This window comes from Bacillus sp. FJAT-27245 (assembly GCF_001273955.1).
GTDB lineage: Bacteria > Bacillota > Bacilli > Bacillales > Cytobacillaceae > Bacillus_D.
The window spans coordinates 2,923,618-2,939,203 of the sequence record NZ_LIGI01000001.1; the positions used below are offsets into that span (position 1 = coordinate 2,923,618).

Annotated in this window: 15 protein-coding genes; 3 read left to right on the top strand and 12 right to left on the bottom strand. The window is 48.7% G+C overall.

Annotated elements, in window-relative coordinates:
• Positions 1-105: 105 nt before the first annotated feature.
• From ADU24_RS14355 to ADU24_RS14400, 10 genes are all read right to left on the bottom strand, one after another.
• Entirely contained in the window at positions 106-912 is an 807-nt protein-coding gene (locus ADU24_RS14355) for a hypothetical protein (protein ID WP_053367282.1), read from the bottom strand.
• Entirely contained in the window at positions 909-1,544 is a 636-nt protein-coding gene (locus ADU24_RS14360) for a PilN domain-containing protein (RefSeq protein ID WP_053367283.1), read from the bottom strand. Before ADU24_RS14360 ends, ADU24_RS14355 begins: the two co-directional genes overlap by 4 nt.
• Positions 1,544-2,539, bottom strand: coding sequence for a type IV pilus biogenesis protein PilM (gene pilM, locus ADU24_RS14365; protein ID WP_053367284.1), 996 nt, complete (start codon positions 2,537-2,539; stop codon positions 1,544-1,546). The genes ADU24_RS14360 and pilM overlap by 1 nt, the downstream gene beginning before the upstream one ends.
• 78 nt (positions 2,540-2,617) lie before the next feature.
• Positions 2,618-3,376: a prepilin peptidase gene (locus ADU24_RS14370; RefSeq protein ID WP_053367285.1), complete on the bottom strand. Its 759-nt coding sequence runs from the start codon at positions 3,374-3,376 to the stop codon at positions 2,618-2,620.
• Positions 3,366-3,806, bottom strand: a complete 441-nt coding sequence (locus tag ADU24_RS22650) for a type II secretion system protein (protein ID WP_082306925.1) — start codon at positions 3,804-3,806, stop codon at positions 3,366-3,368. The genes ADU24_RS14370 and ADU24_RS22650 overlap by 11 nt, the downstream gene beginning before the upstream one ends.
• Before the next feature lie 112 nt (positions 3,807-3,918).
• A complete protein-coding gene (locus tag ADU24_RS14380) occupies positions 3,919-5,133 on the bottom strand; it encodes a type II secretion system F family protein (RefSeq protein WP_053367286.1) in 1,215 nt (404 codons plus the stop codon).
• Positions 5,134-5,135: 2 nt separating this feature from the next.
• Complete coding sequence (locus ADU24_RS14385) at positions 5,136-6,173, bottom strand: type IV pilus twitching motility protein PilT (RefSeq protein ID WP_053367287.1); 1,038 nt, start codon at positions 6,171-6,173, stop codon at positions 5,136-5,138.
• Between the two features lie 11 nt (positions 6,174-6,184).
• Positions 6,185-7,846, bottom strand: a complete 1,662-nt coding sequence (locus ADU24_RS14390) for a GspE/PulE family protein (protein WP_053367288.1) — start codon at positions 7,844-7,846, stop codon at positions 6,185-6,187.
• A gap of 22 nt (positions 7,847-7,868) precedes the next feature.
• Positions 7,869-9,278 (bottom strand): G5 domain-containing protein, encoded by a 1,410-nt coding sequence (locus ADU24_RS14395; RefSeq protein WP_053367289.1) that lies wholly within the window; start codon positions 9,276-9,278, stop codon positions 7,869-7,871.
• Between the two features lie 36 nt (positions 9,279-9,314).
• Positions 9,315-10,070: a hypothetical protein gene (locus ADU24_RS14400; protein WP_053367290.1), complete on the bottom strand. Its 756-nt coding sequence runs from the start codon at positions 10,068-10,070 to the stop codon at positions 9,315-9,317.
• Positions 10,071-10,215: 145 nt separating this feature from the next.
• Between ADU24_RS14400 and ADU24_RS14405 the strand changes: the two genes are divergently transcribed.
• From ADU24_RS14405 to ADU24_RS14415, 3 genes are all read left to right on the top strand, one after another.
• On the top strand, positions 10,216-10,659 hold the full coding sequence (locus ADU24_RS14405) for a type IV pilus modification PilV family protein (protein ID WP_053367291.1): 444 nt from the start codon (positions 10,216-10,218) through the stop codon (positions 10,657-10,659).
• Between the two features lie 5 nt (positions 10,660-10,664).
• Positions 10,665-11,108, top strand: a complete 444-nt coding sequence (locus ADU24_RS14410) for a prepilin-type N-terminal cleavage/methylation domain-containing protein (RefSeq protein ID WP_053367292.1) — start codon at positions 10,665-10,667, stop codon at positions 11,106-11,108.
• A gap of 98 nt (positions 11,109-11,206) precedes the next feature.
• The gene (locus tag ADU24_RS14415; RefSeq protein WP_053367293.1) at positions 11,207-12,256 is read left to right on the top strand and encodes a hypothetical protein; all 1,050 of its coding nucleotides are present in this window, start codon (positions 11,207-11,209) and stop codon (positions 12,254-12,256) included.
• Between the two features lie 51 nt (positions 12,257-12,307).
• Here ADU24_RS14415 and ADU24_RS14420 read toward each other — a convergent pair whose 3' ends face one another.
• Both ADU24_RS14420 and ADU24_RS14425 read right to left on the bottom strand, forming a co-directional pair.
• Positions 12,308-14,026, bottom strand: coding sequence for a sensor domain-containing diguanylate cyclase (locus tag ADU24_RS14420; protein ID WP_231689621.1), 1,719 nt, complete (start codon positions 14,024-14,026; stop codon positions 12,308-12,310).
• 85 nt (positions 14,027-14,111) lie between these two features.
• A complete protein-coding gene (locus ADU24_RS14425; protein WP_053367294.1) occupies positions 14,112-15,416 on the bottom strand; it encodes a bifunctional folylpolyglutamate synthase/dihydrofolate synthase in 1,305 nt (434 codons plus the stop codon).
• Positions 15,417-15,586: the final 170 nt, after the last annotated feature.

Below are 15,586 nucleotides of genomic sequence, written 5' to 3' on the forward strand. Positions count from 1 at the left end.
CTCCCCTTTTGCCGTCGGTTGGTTTTTTCCATCCTATCACAGGGGCAAAAAAAAATAACAAGGTTTTTGTCGCCTTGTTATGAGATGCTTTCGCCAATAAGCGATTCAATTTTCAGTTGTCTCTTTTTCATATTCTTCGTCGCTAAAAGTAGTAAGCGGGTTTCGTTTCCCGGCCGGCTCGGGCGCACCGATATCAGGAAGCTGCTGGGCAAGGTCCTGCAGCTCCGGCATGTAAAAGGCCGACACGGTAATGCTGAATTTCAGCGGCTCATCTTTTTGCTGAAGAGAAGTGATTTCCGCCCCACCGGTATAGGCAATCGATTCGACAACTGTAATCCGCTCTATGCTTTCGAGTTTGGACACGAATTTTTCCAGCTCGGCATAACCGGGCGATTCGACGGACAGCTGAACCGTCACTTTTTTAACACCTTCAGGAACTTGAATGACTGATTTTGGAGGAGCCGTAGTCCCTTCTGCCTGGCCTTCCTGGCTTCCACCGGCCTTGCCGGTTTCACCACTTTGGGCTGAGTCCGTTGCTTCTCCCGAGGCAGCCTCTGCTTCTTCCTGGACGGCCACTTCGCTATCTTTTGCGAACGCCATGGAGAGGACTTTTGATCCCGAAACGACTTCGGCTTTTTCAAAATCGAGAATCATTTGTTCGACAAGCGGTTTGACAGGGATTTTGTGCTGCATTTGCGTTGAGCTTTCCGGGGAAAATTGTTCGGTTTCCTTTTCTTTTCCCTGGATGATGGCAAGAAGCTGTTCCTCTGTCTTTAGGCTATCCTGTTTCATCTTAAGCTCGTCTTTCAACGGTTGAATTGCAAGAAAATAGGCGCCAACTGCAAACGCAATTAGCAAGAGGCCAAGGACGGCAGCGGCCCGCTTTTGTTTTTTAGATAAATCCAGCCTCATAAGCCATCCTTCCCTTCACTCTGGATTGCCGACTTTATAACATCCTTGTTAAGGGTAATCTGGAATTGGCCGGTATAGCGCGGCAGAAATTCCTCACTTGTACTTGCGGCCGCCTGAATGGCACCCGTCCCACCGGCGGCTTTGTCCTGTTCAGTCTCCGCCGCGGAAAGGCTTGATAAATCGGCCTCCTTGACCCACTTCGATCCGTTCAGATTGTTAAGGAAATAGGCCGCTTCACGGCTGGAGTCGAATTGGACCGTCAACGCGAGTTCCCCCGTTTCCTGATACGCGAAGGTTAGGATGAATCCGCGCTCAGGGAGCAGGGAAGTAAATTCTTTCATCACTGGAACAGACGGAATAGTGTATTGTTCCGCCCATTCGATGGACTGTTGAAGCTTTGAGGCAGAATCAGCGGAAATCACTTCATTGGCCTTTGCTTCTTCAAGGGCGGCAATCTTTTTCGTCGTCTCAATCCGATTTTCGACGACTGCAATATCGTTTTTCAGTGTGGTTGTTTGCCAGTACAGGAATCCGCCTACGGCAAGGAACAATAATGCAAAAGCCAAGCCTGTGAAAATAATGCCTGAGCTTTTTCGCTCCTTTTTCGGAAGCAGGTTAATATCAATCAGCATTATTTCACCTCTTTCAAAGCAAGGCCAAGCGCCAATGTGTGGCTTGGCGGCAATAGTCTGTTCCGCCCGTTATGGACCGCCTCGGAAGGAAGGGTTACAACAGGCAGGCCAAATTGCTCGCCAAGTTCCTTGTGGATTAGTTTTAGCATTGGATGGTCGCCGTCAAGGAGGATTTTCGTTACACCTTTTGTTCCCCCGGAGACTGAATACCGGTAAAAGTCCATCAGCTTGCCCATTTCACTGTAAATGGACAAGAACTGTTCTTCAAGCTCGGCTGGTTCACCTTTGAACAAATATTCGCACGAACCCGAACGGTCACGGCGGACATCCCACTTGTCCACATCAAAATCGAGCGGGAAATGACGCATGAAGTAAGGGATATGCCCTTCAAAAATACACATGCTGACGCTTGTCAAATTGATATGGGCCGTAAACAGGATTTCTTCCCGCTGGGCCTTGTCCATCATATGATAAATCCGGTAAAGGGCGAGCGGTGATATATCCGCCGCCATCGGCTGCAGCTTCAATCCGGATAGGAGGTTCGCATATTCCATCACAAATTTCTCGGGCGACGCGAAAAGGAGCAGTTCCTTTTTTCCGTCCTTTTCACCGAGTGGGTATACGTCGAAAACCGGGTCCTCAAATGGCAGATGGATGCTGGACCCCAGTTCCATATACAGGTGGCTTTTCACCTCATCTTCCTGGATATCCATCGGTATCGTTATTTTTCGGATGATGACAAGCGGGTCCGGGACGATAAAGTTTACCTGGCGCCTCTGAATCTTCCATTCTTCAATGCATTCGTCAAGTATGGCTGAAAGTGTTTCCTCGTCTGCTAGTTTTCCATCAGAAATAATCCCTGGCGGAAGGAAGCGCTCCCCCCACCGTAACGCAATCGGCGGGCTGACGCTTTTAAGCTCCAGGTAGCGGATGGAGTGGTCGTTGAATATAAGGTTGATGATCCGGTTGTTGCCGAAGGAGAGGGAAAAGGCCATAGAAACTACCCCTTTATCTATATCATGAAACCTGGAGCACTAAGCCGGCTCCAGGAAAGCCGTATTTCTCTTAAAATCTCAATAAAAAAAGGAAAAATACCAGTCGATTATTCTTGAGCCGTAAAAGTAGGCAGCAAGCGACCCAAGTACAATGAACGGCCCGAACGGAATCGGCTGCCGTCTCTTAACGAGCCTCAGCATCAGGCCGAGCGCGCCAAAAACCGCCCCAAACATCGTCGCGAGCAGGAAGGAAAGCAAAACGAGCTTTGTCCCGACCGCAAAACCGATGACCGCGAAAAGCTTCACATCTCCGCCGCCCATCCCGCCTTTGCTAACAAGGGCAATCAACAGGAGAAGGCCAAAGCCAACTGCCGCTCCAAGCAAAGAATCCCACCAGGGCGAAAGTGGCCAAAGCACCCGTTCAAATAAAAAAATCCCTGCAAACACGAGTAAAATTTTATCAGGGATAATCATATAGTGGATATCCGATACAAAAATGATCATAAACAGCGAAATGAGCGTCCAGGCGACAACAAGCTCCCATGACCACCCGAGAACAGCTGGAGCCATGGCAAACAGGATTCCGGTCAGCAACTCGGTTATCGGATAAATAGGGGAAATCCGTGTCCCACAGCCACGGCATTTCCCCCTAAGGAACACATATGAAAATACCGGGACAAGCTCCCACGCCCGCAGCTGCTGCCTGCAATTTGGGCAGGCAGAGCGCGGCTTTACAATCGATTGGCCTTCCGGCACCCGAAGACCGACGACGTTAAAAAAGGAGCCTAGGGTGATGCCGTAGAGGAAGACTAATCCAATTAGAGAATTAGTTTCCACTGTGTTTTAATAAATCCTCTTCGCTTACTAAGGTGGTCCCTGTTTCAGTATTTTTTACTACTTTTTCAGAATCATGGTTGATAATAAAATATTTTTTATCCTTATAAGTAACGATATAGTCAGGATCTTTAACGTTTTCTACCATATCACCGATTTTCCCTGCATCTACTTCCACTCCACTAACAGTGGCCTTTACTCCATCATTGTCCCAAGTAGTAATTTTTGAATTAGAGGCGTGAGCAAGCTTGGCAGCACTTATGATTTGTAGAGCTTCAGCAACTTTTGCATCATCCTTTGATTTGCTTATTAATCCACCAATTGAAGGCACCGCAATCGCCGCAATGATCCCCAAGATAACAATAACAGCAAGCAATTCAATGAGCGTCAAACCGCGTTGGTCTTTCATTTTTTTCTTTAGATTTTTGAACATTGTTCCCCACTCCTTATATATGTTTTTGTGAACCTATGATATTAGGTCTCTCCTATTATACAACAGCGTTTGCTGTCAAAACTACAAATTTTTGGAAGGTTTTCGTCTATTTTTAGTACTTTTTATCAAATTGATTGAACATTTCGAACATTGGCACCATAATGCTTGTAACAATGGTTCCAACCAGGGCTGCGAGGACGACAATCATTAGTGGTTCGATTAATGATTTCAGCTTGTCGGTCCCGATATCGACTTCTTTTTCGTAAAATTCGGCGACCTTCGCAAGCATCGCGTCCAGGGATCCCGTCTGTTCACCGATCACCACCATTTGCGTCACAAGCGGCGGGAATGCCCAGTGCTCCTGCATTGGAATCGTCATTGACTGCCCTTTTTCAAGTGAGTCGCGCGATTGCCGGATGACACGGGCAATGACTTCATTCTCGACTACATTTTCGACGATTGACATGGCCTGGAGGATTGGGACAGAACTAGAGAACAATGAGCTTAACGTCCTTGTCATCCTGGCGAGGACCGCTTTTTGTAAAAGCTTCCCGAAAATCGGCATCCGCAGCAGGGCGTAATCCAGGTAATACTTTGTTTCCTTTTTCCGGCGGACTGCCACTATGCCAATCACTATTAAAATCACCGTCAGGAGTAGAAGCAACCACCAGCCCTGGACGAATTCGCTTGCGGCGAGGACAAACCGTGTGATTGCCGGCAGTTCCCCTCCAAGGTCATCAAACATCGTCACAAATGTTGGGACAATCGTTGTCAGGAGGAAAATGACGACCCCGATGGCAAGGATGCCGATAACAGCCGGGTACGTGAGCGCCGAAACGATCTTTTGCTTCGTATGGTGCTGCTTTTCGAAATGGTCGGCGAGCCGTTCGAGCGTTTCATCGAGATTTCCGCCCACTTCCCCGGCCCGGATCATATTGACGAACATCGGGACGAAAATCTTTTTATGCTGCGTAACCGCCTGCGATAGCGGGTGCCCTTCACGCAATTCGGATTCAACCGCAATGAGCGCTTTTTTGAGGGGCTTGCTTTCCGTCTGAGAAGCAAGGATGGCCGTTGCGTCCACAACGGTAACCCCGGCTTTCAGAAGCGTGGCAAACTGCCGGATATAAATGACAAAGTGCTCAAGCTTGACGGGATTACCAATTGTAATATCCTTTGTGAGCAGTGTTTCCGGCACTTCGGTAATGTCGACAACCCGGACGCCTTCCTCTTTCAGCTTAAGGAGGGCCTCACGCTTTGAAACCGCATTGATGCTTCCCTGGCGAGGCCCTTTCCTGTCGCGGCCCTCGTATTTAAATCTCGCCATCGTTATACCATCTCCTGCAAATAGGGCTCCGCCACTTCTCTTTGGATAAAGCCCCTGTCAATCAGTTCTATTATGTTCGACTCAAGCGTATGCATCCCGAGGGCGCGCGACGTTTGCATAACGCTCGGTATTTGGTGGATTTTTTCGTTGCGGATCAAGTTGGCGATCGCCGGATTGTTGATCATGATTTCGGTTGCGGCCTTTCTCCCCCGTTTGTCGATGGTCGGAAACAGGCGCTGCGAAATGATGCCCACCAGAACGGAAGCCAGCTGGATGCGGATTTGCGCCTGCTGGGCCGGCGGGAACACGTCCAGAATCCGGTTTATTGTCGCCGGGGCGCTTGATGTGTGCAACGTCCCAAGCACAAGGTGGCCGGTTTCCGCGGCGGTGATCGCCGTTTGGATCGTCTCAAGGTCGCGCATTTCACCGACAAGGATCACATCCGGATCCTGGCGGAGCGCGGCGCGGAGCCCGTTCGCGAAATTGCCGGTATCCATCCCGACTTCACGCTGGTCGATAATCGAATTTCCGTGCTTATGCAAGTACTCAATCGGGTCTTCGAGTGTAATGATATGCTTTCGCATCGTCAAGTTCATGTATTGGATCATCGAAGCAAGTGTTGTCGATTTTCCGCTTCCGGTCGGTCCGGTAACAAGGACAAGCCCCTGCGGCTTTTCGGCAAGCTTCTGCAACGTATCCGGCATGCCAAGCTCCTCGATCGTCGGTATTTTCGATGGAACCGTCCTTAGCGCCATTGCGATGCAGTTCCGCTGGTGGTACGTATTGACACGGAACCGCGACAAACCGGAAATGCTATATGAAAAATCCAATTCACCGTTTTCCCTGAAGGCAGCCCACTTATCGGCCGGGATAATGGACTTTGCCATTCCATGCGTATCATCAGGCCTCAAAGGTTCCTTCCCGTACTTTTTCAGTTCCCCGTTAATCCGGAATACGGGAGGGATGCCGACGGTCAGATGAATATCGGATGCTTTCAGTTCAAACGCGGCTCGTAAAATCAGATCAATTTTTTCCTTCATGTCGCGCTCTCCTATTCAAGAATGGCTACCCTTAGCACTTCTTCCGTTGTTGTCAGTCCCTGCTTTATTTTCAGAAGGCCGTCATCAATGAGGAAAATCGTCCTGTTTTTCACCGCAATCTCGCGCAATACCTGGAATGTTTCCCCGTCCATAATCGCCCGCCGCAATTCATCATTGATGACAAGAACCTCGTGGAGGGCAATCCTGCCTTTGTAGCCAGTCATATTGCAGGATGAGCAGCCCCGGCCGCGCGGCACTTTCTCAATCCTGATTCCCCGCCTTTGGAAAATATCAATCTCCCGCTTTGACGGCTCGGCCGTTTCCGCGCAGTCCCGGCACACCTTCCTGACGAGGCGCTGTGCGACGACACCGCTTAGGGCAGATGCAACCATGAATGGCTCGACTCCCATATCAACAAGCCGCGTGATCGTGCCAAGCGAGTCATTCGTATGAAGCGTACTGAGGACAAGATGCCCGGTCAGTGAAGCCCGGATGGCGACGTCGACCGTTTCCTTGTCGCGGATTTCCCCGACCATGACGATATTCGGGTCCTGGCGGAGGATGGAACGCAGGCCGGCCGCGAACGTCATCCCGACATTCTGGTTCACCTGGATTTGGTTGATGCCTTCAAGCTGGTACTCGACAGGATCTTCAATCGTAATAATATTGACTTCCTCGCTGTTCAGCCTGTTCAGGGCTGCATAGAGGGTCGACGATTTACCCGAGCCGGTCGGGCCTGTAATTAGGACAATCCCGGTCGGTTTTTCAATCATATCGTTGAATCGCTTGAAATTCAGCGTATTGAAACCAAGCTTCGCCAAATCGTTCAGTGTACTCCCCATGTCGAGGAGGCGCATAACGATTTTTTCCCCGAACACGGTCGGCAAGGTCGATACCCTTAGATCAATCGGATGGAAATCAAGATTCACCTTGATCCTGCCGTCCTGGGGAATCCGGTATTCGGTAATATCAAGGTTCGCCATGATTTTAATCCTAGCCGCCAGGACACTTTGCATGCTTTTCGGAAGGACGCGTTCCACCCTCAGGACACCATCAATCCGGTACCTGACGACCACTTTTGTTTCCTGCGGGTCGATGTGGATGTCGCTCGCTTTTTGCGCCGCCGCGTTTGAAAGGAGCATATTGACAAGCCGGACGATTGGCGAATCAAGGTCGGTGACATCAACTTCGCTGGCAACATCCTTTGTCGGCAGGTCGCCAAGGAACTCCTCGAGCGCATCGTCGGTGTTGTAATATTTATTGATTGCCCTGACGATATCGTCCTTTGTTGCAATCGCCGCCTCGATTTGAAATCCGGTGGACAGCCTCAAGTCGTCGATGGCGAGGAAATCCAATGGGTCCGACATCGCAATATAAAGCTTGTCCCCTTCTTTTTTAAGAGGAATTACAAGATGCCTTCGCGCCATTTCCTTCGAGACAAGATTGAAAAGATTTTTGTCAAACGGGTAACTGAACAGGCTGATATGCGGAATGCCAAGCTGAATCTCCAAAACTTCGATTAATTGCTGCTCCGTAATGGTGCCGCGCTGGACGAGTGCTTCCCCAAGCCGCTGTCTTGGCGCTTTTTCAGCGAGGGCGGCCTGAAGCTGCTCTTCCGTGATCAGGCCAGCTTCAATCAGCAGATCACCTAGCCGTTTTCTTGTTCTAATCATAACTATCCCTGCTCATCTATTATTATTTCGGAACTTCATTCGGTTTTCCCCAAAGGGCTCCATCGCCGTCAGAATCAGGAAGATGATCATTTTGTACCGGTGCCTGTCCGTTTCCGCTTAGTCCAGGCGCCACCGGACCGGGCTGGCTGTTTCCATCCACCGGAACAGGCACGCGTGCAGGCTGGCCGTTTCCATCCACCGGATTAGTTGCGGGCGCGGGGGTTTCCGCACTTCCGGAAGGCGATGGCCCCGCCGCCCCGCCCTGCTGCTGGGGCTCACCGGCTGGGAGGGCATGGACTTCAACGCGGTGTACCGGAGCGTAAAAATCTTCCCCTATGAATTGCGTATCAAGCAGATTTCCCTGGCTGTAGATTTCCCGGTAGATTTTAATAATCGATCCCGGTTTTCCTTCTTCGGTAATCTTCACCTGGCCGGCCCTTACATATGGACTGTATTGCTTAATCGTCTTTGGCTGGAACGTTTCTTCCCCGTCTGCGACCGCTTTGTAGTCATAAAGAAATTCGCTTCCTTCAATAGTCGCGGCCAATTTGCCGCCGCTATACGTGAATTCCAGGCTATAGTCGCCGGCATTCGGGTTTTTGAAAATAAAATCCTTTCCCGCCACGGGATTTGCGAATGCCTCGGAACCAAGCTTCGCATAATCGGGAAGTTCCTTGCTGATGTTCCGTTCCAGTATGTCAAAATTCGTTTGCAGTACCGCGATATAAACCGAGGTCGCCAGCATGCTCGCTGCCATCGGGGAAATCCCGCTCAATCCTTTTTCTTCAAGCGCGCGGTTGATGGAAAACTCGGCATGCCCTGCAACCTTTATTTCCGAGAGTTCTTTCACTGCCATTTCAAGCTCATACGAAGGCTCGCTGACATCAATCGTTCCGGACGCAATCACTCCCTCGTCTTTTTGTCCATTTGCCAGGAAAGGATCTAGTGCGAAGGAAACAGATTCGGATGATAGCAATTTCGCTGGTTCGGAAAGCTTTTCGCCCATCTTTTTCAGGTCGATTTCCTCGCCGATTAAAGCGGGGGAAATCTTTTCAATCCATTCGATCAAGGTTCTATCAGCAACATTCACCTGCACCGCATTTTGCTTTCCGTCCACAAGCGAGGTTATGGTGCCTTCCGGGTCGAATGCGAATCTGTCGATCCCAAGATCGATGGATTTTTCTTTAAAATGCAGGGTGAAACTGGAGTTTGCCTGCCAATCCGCGATTGCCTCCTGTAACAGGGATAGCGCCTCTTTTGGGGTCCTGCCTTCGAGATTGATCGTGCCAACCGCCGTTCCTGGAAGATAGCCTTTTTCGGCTGCGAAAAGGGCCCCGAGCACTTTCGGCCCGTATTGTGAAAAACCGAAAACATAGGCTGTACTCAGGATGAGGACGACAAAAACTTTTAAGGCGTGCTGATTCTTCTTCATGCGAATCCGTCCTCCCCTCTTTCGGAAAAAATAAGCCTAGCCATTCCGTGAACCCCCTGCTTTCCCTTTTTCAACACTTGCCGCTGTTTCGAGCAACGCGTTGAGGTAGCCATCCTCTTCATCGCTTTGAGCGGAATCAGGCGACATTTTTCCGAAATCCAGAACCGGTAATTCGGCATCATCTTCCCCGACAAGGGCTTCCAGGTTGCGTTCGCCAAATGAGGTTGCGGCTTCCTCGGCAAACGGTGGTGCGTCGTCCAATTTTCCCAAAAGGGCATTAATGTCTTCAAATATGCCAAGTTCATCGAGAAAACTCGCTTCTAAACGGTCGTTGGGCAGTGGTTCGTCTGCCGAAATGGTCGGTTCTTGTGTTCCTGGAAATTCAATTTCCACCGGTTCCAGATAGGCGGTGGAATCCGTGCCATTGATTTCCGCTTGTACGGGTTCAACCAGCGTATGGTTCTTTGGAACGATGCCCTCTTCCATTAGTTCCAATGGCTTATCATTGTTAAAATTGTGTGAATTTTTTTCATTAAAAAAGGAAATTTCACCAGGGAATAAGAATGTTCCTAGTTTTTTGGCAAAAACCAGGGATGTTCCTCCGGCTATAGCCATGAATAGGAGGGCGTTTTGCCATAGGGGCACGAGTTCTGATATATATACCGCTCCAAGGGCAAACAGGGCCGCTGTACATGCAATGACGAGCTTTCCCTTTCGTGTGATCCCGAGGGGAAGGAAATATAATACAGGCAAAAGCAGGAGTAGCGAAGCCAAGCCGAACAATAGTTGCATTGAAAAACCCCCAATTCCCTCTAAATCGCCAATATTTTTCTAAATATTTCAAATTTAATGGGAAAATCAGATAAAATGACAATAATCTACTATTCTCTTATTGTATAATAAACGTAGATTGTTAGAAAGAGGGTGGTTGCCCACAATGAAGAAATTTTGCCAAAAACAAGGAGGATTTACACTGCTTGAGGTTCTCCTGTCCATTGTGCTGCTTTCAATTGTCCTGACTTCTTTCCTGGGCTTTTTTACCCAGTCGGCCCTGTTTACGAACAGGAATGAGGAAAAGCTCAGTGCGCTTCAAACGGCCCAGAAGGTGGTGGCTTTGATTGATATGAATACAACCGTTGCAAGGCTTAAAGCGGAGAACGTTGTCGGAGCTGATGGCAAAGTGGTTTCACCGGGGATTGTGTACGATGAAAAAGCCAATTTCAGCCGGTTGTTTAACTTCGAGGTCAATACTAGCTTCAAGGTAACGCTCCAATTTACCGACGGACCGGAAAACAGCAGGCTCGTCCAGTGCAAAGTAACCGTTACGGACGGGAAAGTGCCGCCTGCTGCAAAATCCGAAACATTTACATACATACGGTGATCGATATGAGAAATAACAAAGGCATGACACTCATTGAATTGCTCGCAGCCCTGTCAATCCTGGCAATCGTCTCAGGGCTCGTATACGGGGTATTGGTCGGAGCAAACAACAATTACAACAGGCTCTCCTCAAAAGCGGAGTTGAGCCGGGAAGCGAACTTGATACTTTCCACCATCAAGAACTATCATGAACAAACCGCGAAAACCCCCGGGAATCCCAACGCAGAGTATGAAATAAATGTTGTTTCCGGCCAATATGTAATCGGCGAGAAAAACAACGCTTCTACTCCACTCCACAGCCAGAACGCCATCATCGAGATTCGCCGGAATGAGATACTCATTACCGGGAAAGAAACCATCTCTTCGTTGGCCCACCTTCCGATCAAGATTACCGCCAAAGACAAAAATGGACAGGCCTACGAGGTTGATACAATTATAAGAAGGTACTAAGGAGGCGGGGACCCATTCGAAACGAAAAAGGCTATACGCTCGTTATCGTTTTGGTCATCATTACGTTGACTGTCATTTTCGCGTTGGGGCTGAGCGGAATGGCGATGAACACGAGCGTCCAGGTTCATAAGACGGAACGATACAACAAAGCGACTGACCTTGCGGAAATGGGAATTACTTATTATAAAATAAAGATAGACCGCCTCGTTACCGCTGCGTTCATTGGCAAGACTCTAAAAAGCCAGGCGGAATTGCCTATACTTTTGGAAGGAATAGCGAAGGAAATCGGGGAAATTGGAAGAGCCGATTCGGAACATAAAGTGGCGGGAAACGATCTTGCCTATGAAATAAGAGATTTGGCTGTGGATTTTAGCCAAATAAACAAACTGGCTGTCTCATTCAAGAGCGTCGGCAAAGCGGATGGCGACAAACGGGAGCTTACTCTGGGACTGACATACACCATAAATGAAGGAAGGCCCATCCCTGTTTATACTATTTCCGATCCCGGGGAGTTTCGTTCCAGCAGTACCGATTGCCATTATGGCAATAATAAAATTAGTAATATGCAATGTTTTTACAAACCGGGCCAGTCAGTTCCGAGCGTCAAAATTGAATATTCCACCCTTAAAATAATTGGAAACGAGGATTTTGACCATTTCAGCAATGTTTCTTCCTCAAACATCTACGTTTCAGGTGATATCCTCCTTTCTAAGATGAATAATATTACAGACCTAAAAATCCATATAACCGGGAACTTGAATAAAAATGCTACTCCTCCCGATTTCACCAACTTCAAGGGGAATACGATAATAGAGATTGAACAGAGTGCATCTATTAACAAACTAAATAATTTAAGTGAAAATTTATTAATGGTGGTTGGGAAAGACTTACTAATTGAAGAAATGAGCAACAATACCAAAGGTACAATTATTGTATATGGGGATGCCCGTATAGATACCATTGGAACAAATTCAAACATGAAAGTATGCGTATTCGGAAAATACAGCGGCCATCAGCCGAAGCCATCATTCATTAACGTATATGGCGAAAAGAATTTCCTGGAAGATACAGTTTGCGGCCAATACGCAACCGGCGGCATTCCGGTTACACTGGAAGCGAACCCCGAAGAGTCAATCAGCTATCATTAATCACAGAAAAAGCTGGCTCCGATTTGGAACCAGCTTTTTTGGCGGTATTTTTTATTTCACATATGCGGCGACCCTGTTCCTGCCTGCTCTTTTTGCGCCGACATACAGGGCGCGGTCCGCGTGGCGGATGAGGGCCAACGGGTCTTCTGCATCTTCGGGTGCCGTCGCAATCCCGAATGAAGCGGTTATTTTAATGGATAGCTTATGGCCGTGGCCTTCAAGATGCTGGGCCAGTATGAACGGCCAATTGGCGATTGATTCCCTGATCAGTTCAGCCAGGTTGTACGCTTCCCGGCTCGTCACTTCCGGCAGGAGGATGACAAATTCCTCCCCGCCATACCGGGCAACCGTCCCTGAATCCCCAACAATGTTCTGGATCCTTGAGGATAGCTCCTTCAATACCTCATTTCCGCTTTGGTGCCCATATGTATCATTTACAGCCTTAAAGTGGTCGATATCCAATATGATCAGCGCAAGCCTTTCGCGTACATTCTTTTCAAGCATCCCGAATTCCCTGTACAGGACTTTTTCGAAATAACGGTAATTATGCAGCTTTGTCAGGGAACAGCGCTCGCTTTCTTCCTTTGCCTGCTCATAGTGGCGCGCGTTTTCAGCGGCGATTGCATAGTGGGAGCAAAGGATGTCCACAATCATCAGCTGTGATTTTTCGTAGGCGCGTTTCCTTCTTGATGCAAGGACGACGACCCCGACAATCTTTCCGTTTTTCATCATCGGGATGCCAAGGATGCTCTCGGCGTCGGCGGGAATATTTGCGCTCACGATATGGCGCCATTCCTTTCTCGACCCGAATAGGACAGGCTTCCCGGTTCCCCACACGGTTCCGCTAATGCCTTGATGTTTTTTGAGACCCAAGTGGCTGTTTGGCATCACTATCCCATTTTCAACCCGCCTTGCCAAATAAATGTCATCGTTGTCCTGTATTTCCAGGACATACGCATAGTCGACTGGAAGCATTTCGGACAGTTTTTGCAAAAACAGGTCGGTAACCTCATCCACATTGACCCGTTCGGCAAGCTGATGGCCGATTTCCGCCGCTTTTTGGAGATACTCATTTACATGCTGGGTTGAATCGTACATTTTCAAGATAAGCGATACGCTTACAAAAGGACCTCCTATGAAAAACAACGCCAAAAGGCCCAAATCCTTATGGAGCATATATAACACGAATCCGAGCGGGAGGGTAATCACTGAGGACACCGTTTCCCAAATGAAATCCTTGCCGAATAATGAATCCTTGGTTCGGTAGATGACCCTTTGATGCAGCATGACAATCAACTGGTTGAGGACGTAATAAATGATGGCATATGCAAGGCCGAGCCAAAACGGCCCCAGCCCTTCCTTAAAGTTGGGGGTAACCGTACCGCCGAGGGCATAATAAGCCATACCGCTCAATAGCGAAACAACGAAGAACATTGAGGAATTCAAGGGAAGCCTGAACATTCCTTCCCTCGGAATTCGAAGTTTAAGCATTAGAACTAGAATTGACAGCTGGATTGTGATCATTTCAATGAAAAGGCCATACCGGAGGAAAATCGCGATCGACACCCACTGAATCAGAAATATGGGTACCCCATTAATAACCATCGGCATGGATGCCACAATCGCTGAGAGAACCAGGAAGCCAATCACATCAATGGCATTCAGGCCGGCCGGAGGAGGAGAAACATAGTATGTAAGGACAAGTCCGGGAGGGACAAGCAAAATCCAATAGAACAATATCCATTTTTTCATGCCCGGAGATACAGTCAATGCTTTCCCTCCTCTGGTAAAATAGTCACAATTTTAAATATATTTTACCAAATAAAAACATACTTGTCACATGAAGGCAGCTTTTTTATAAAATATTTTCCATCATATAGCGCCTTGCTTCCGAAATGAAGTAAAGGGAGCCGGTTACAACTAGAATCCACCCATCTGGTATTTCTTTAATTTCACGAGTCAGGAAAGTTCTCCAGTCGTATTCTTCCCGGCTTTTCGGGCTTTTGCTTACAGCAAGAAGTTCTGAAGCGCTTGCCGCCCGCGGAAAATCAAACGACACGAATGTCATCTTGTCGGAAACTTCCTCGAGCCGGTGAATCATGCTGTCGAGCGGTTTATCCTTCAGTGCGGCAAAAACGATATGGACTTTTTTATCGAAAAAGCGGGAAGACAGTTCAGTTGCTAGCGATTCAATTCCTTCCGTGTTATGCGCCCCGTCAAGGATGACAACCGGATTTTCCGAAACAACCTCAAGCCGCCCCGGCCAGAAGGCTTCGTTCAGTCCCTTTCTGATTTCCGGTTCTCCGGCCCTTATCCGGCCGTCTTCAATTAAATACTGTGCGGCCGCGACCGCCAATGACGCATTCGCCGTCTGATGGATGCCAATCATTGAAACCTCCAAGTTGTCCAACTCGCCAAATGGGGTGGATACCGTGAACTTTTCCCCCTTGCGTGTTTTCTCATGGGCGCTGACGAGTATTTCCTCTCCCAGCTTGTAAATCGCGGAACGCTTGGCTGCTGCCTGTTCTGAAATGACCTTAAGCGCTTCGGGATGCTGGGTCCCTGTAATAACCGGGATGCCTTCCTTAATAATCCCGGCTTTTTCAAAAGCAATCTCCTCATATGTATCGCCAAGAATCGAGATATGGTCCAAGCCGACATTCGTGATAACCGAAACAAGCGGCGTCAGGATATTCGTCGAGTCGAAACGGCCGCCAAGCCCCACTTCATATACGGCAAAGTCAACCGGCCTCACCTCGGCAAAATAAACAAACGACATCGCGGTAATGACCTCGAATTCGGTCGGCCCGCCGAGTTCGGAATGATCAAGCTCGTCCGCCAGCGGCTTAATCCTGTTCGCCAGTTCAAGGATTTCCTCATCTTTTATGGGGATGCCGTTTACGCTGATCCGTTCATTAAAACTTTCGATGTAAGGAGAGGTAAACGTCCCGACCGTATAGCCTGCCGCCTCGAGGATGGATCGTAAAAATGTAACAGTCGACCCTTTCCCGTTTGTGCCGCCGATATGGATTGTCTCGGCCTTTCTCTCGGGATTCCCGAGCCGCTCCATCATCCACTCCATCCGTTTCAATCCAGGCTTGATGCCAAGCCTCAGCCTTGCGTGTATCCAAGTAAGCGCTTCATCATATGTTTGAAACATCGTCCATGCCTCCAATGGAAAAGCTGAGGCGCCCGTTAGATTTGCGTAGGGCGCATCTGCCAATCCAATTCAAAAGTTGTTGTGATGTGATTATGGTCTTAATAAAGACCGTTTCACCTTGAGTTCTTATCCGAAACGGTCTTTAGAACCCTCATCAAGACCGTTTCACC

Coding starts and splice junctions, on each gene's coding strand:
- pilM (WP_053367284.1), bottom strand. CDS start 2,539: ATGGCCTTTTCCCTCTCCTTCGGCAACAACCGGATCATCAACCTTATA.
- ADU24_RS14390 (WP_053367288.1), bottom strand. CDS start 7,846: ATGATTAGAACAAGAAAACGGCTAGGTGATCTGCTGATTGAAGCTGGC.
- ADU24_RS14360 (WP_053367283.1), bottom strand. CDS start 1,544: ATGCTGATTGATATTAACCTGCTTCCGAAAAAGGAGCGAAAAAGCTCA.
- ADU24_RS14355 (WP_053367282.1), bottom strand. CDS start 912: ATGAGGCTGGATTTATCTAAAAAACAAAAGCGGGCCGCTGCCGTCCTT.
- ADU24_RS22650 (WP_082306925.1), bottom strand. CDS start 3,806: ATGTTCAAAAATCTAAAGAAAAAAATGAAAGACCAACGCGGTTTGACG.
- ADU24_RS14380 (WP_053367286.1), bottom strand. CDS start 5,133: ATGGCGAGATTTAAATACGAGGGCCGCGACAGGAAAGGGCCTCGCCAG.
- ADU24_RS14425 (WP_053367294.1), bottom strand. CDS start 15,416: ATGTTTCAAACATATGATGAAGCGCTTACTTGGATACACGCAAGGCTG.
- ADU24_RS14395 (WP_053367289.1), bottom strand. CDS start 9,278: ATGAAGAAGAATCAGCACGCCTTAAAAGTTTTTGTCGTCCTCATCCTG.
- ADU24_RS14410 (WP_053367292.1), top strand. CDS start 10,665: ATGAGAAATAACAAAGGCATGACACTCATTGAATTGCTCGCAGCCCTG.
- ADU24_RS14415 (WP_053367293.1), top strand. CDS start 11,207: ATGGCGATGAACACGAGCGTCCAGGTTCATAAGACGGAACGATACAAC.
- ADU24_RS14385 (WP_053367287.1), bottom strand. CDS start 6,173: ATGAAGGAAAAAATTGATCTGATTTTACGAGCCGCGTTTGAACTGAAA.
- ADU24_RS14400 (WP_053367290.1), bottom strand. CDS start 10,070: ATGCAACTATTGTTCGGCTTGGCTTCGCTACTCCTGCTTTTGCCTGTA.
- ADU24_RS14405 (WP_053367291.1), top strand. CDS start 10,216: ATGAAGAAATTTTGCCAAAAACAAGGAGGATTTACACTGCTTGAGGTT.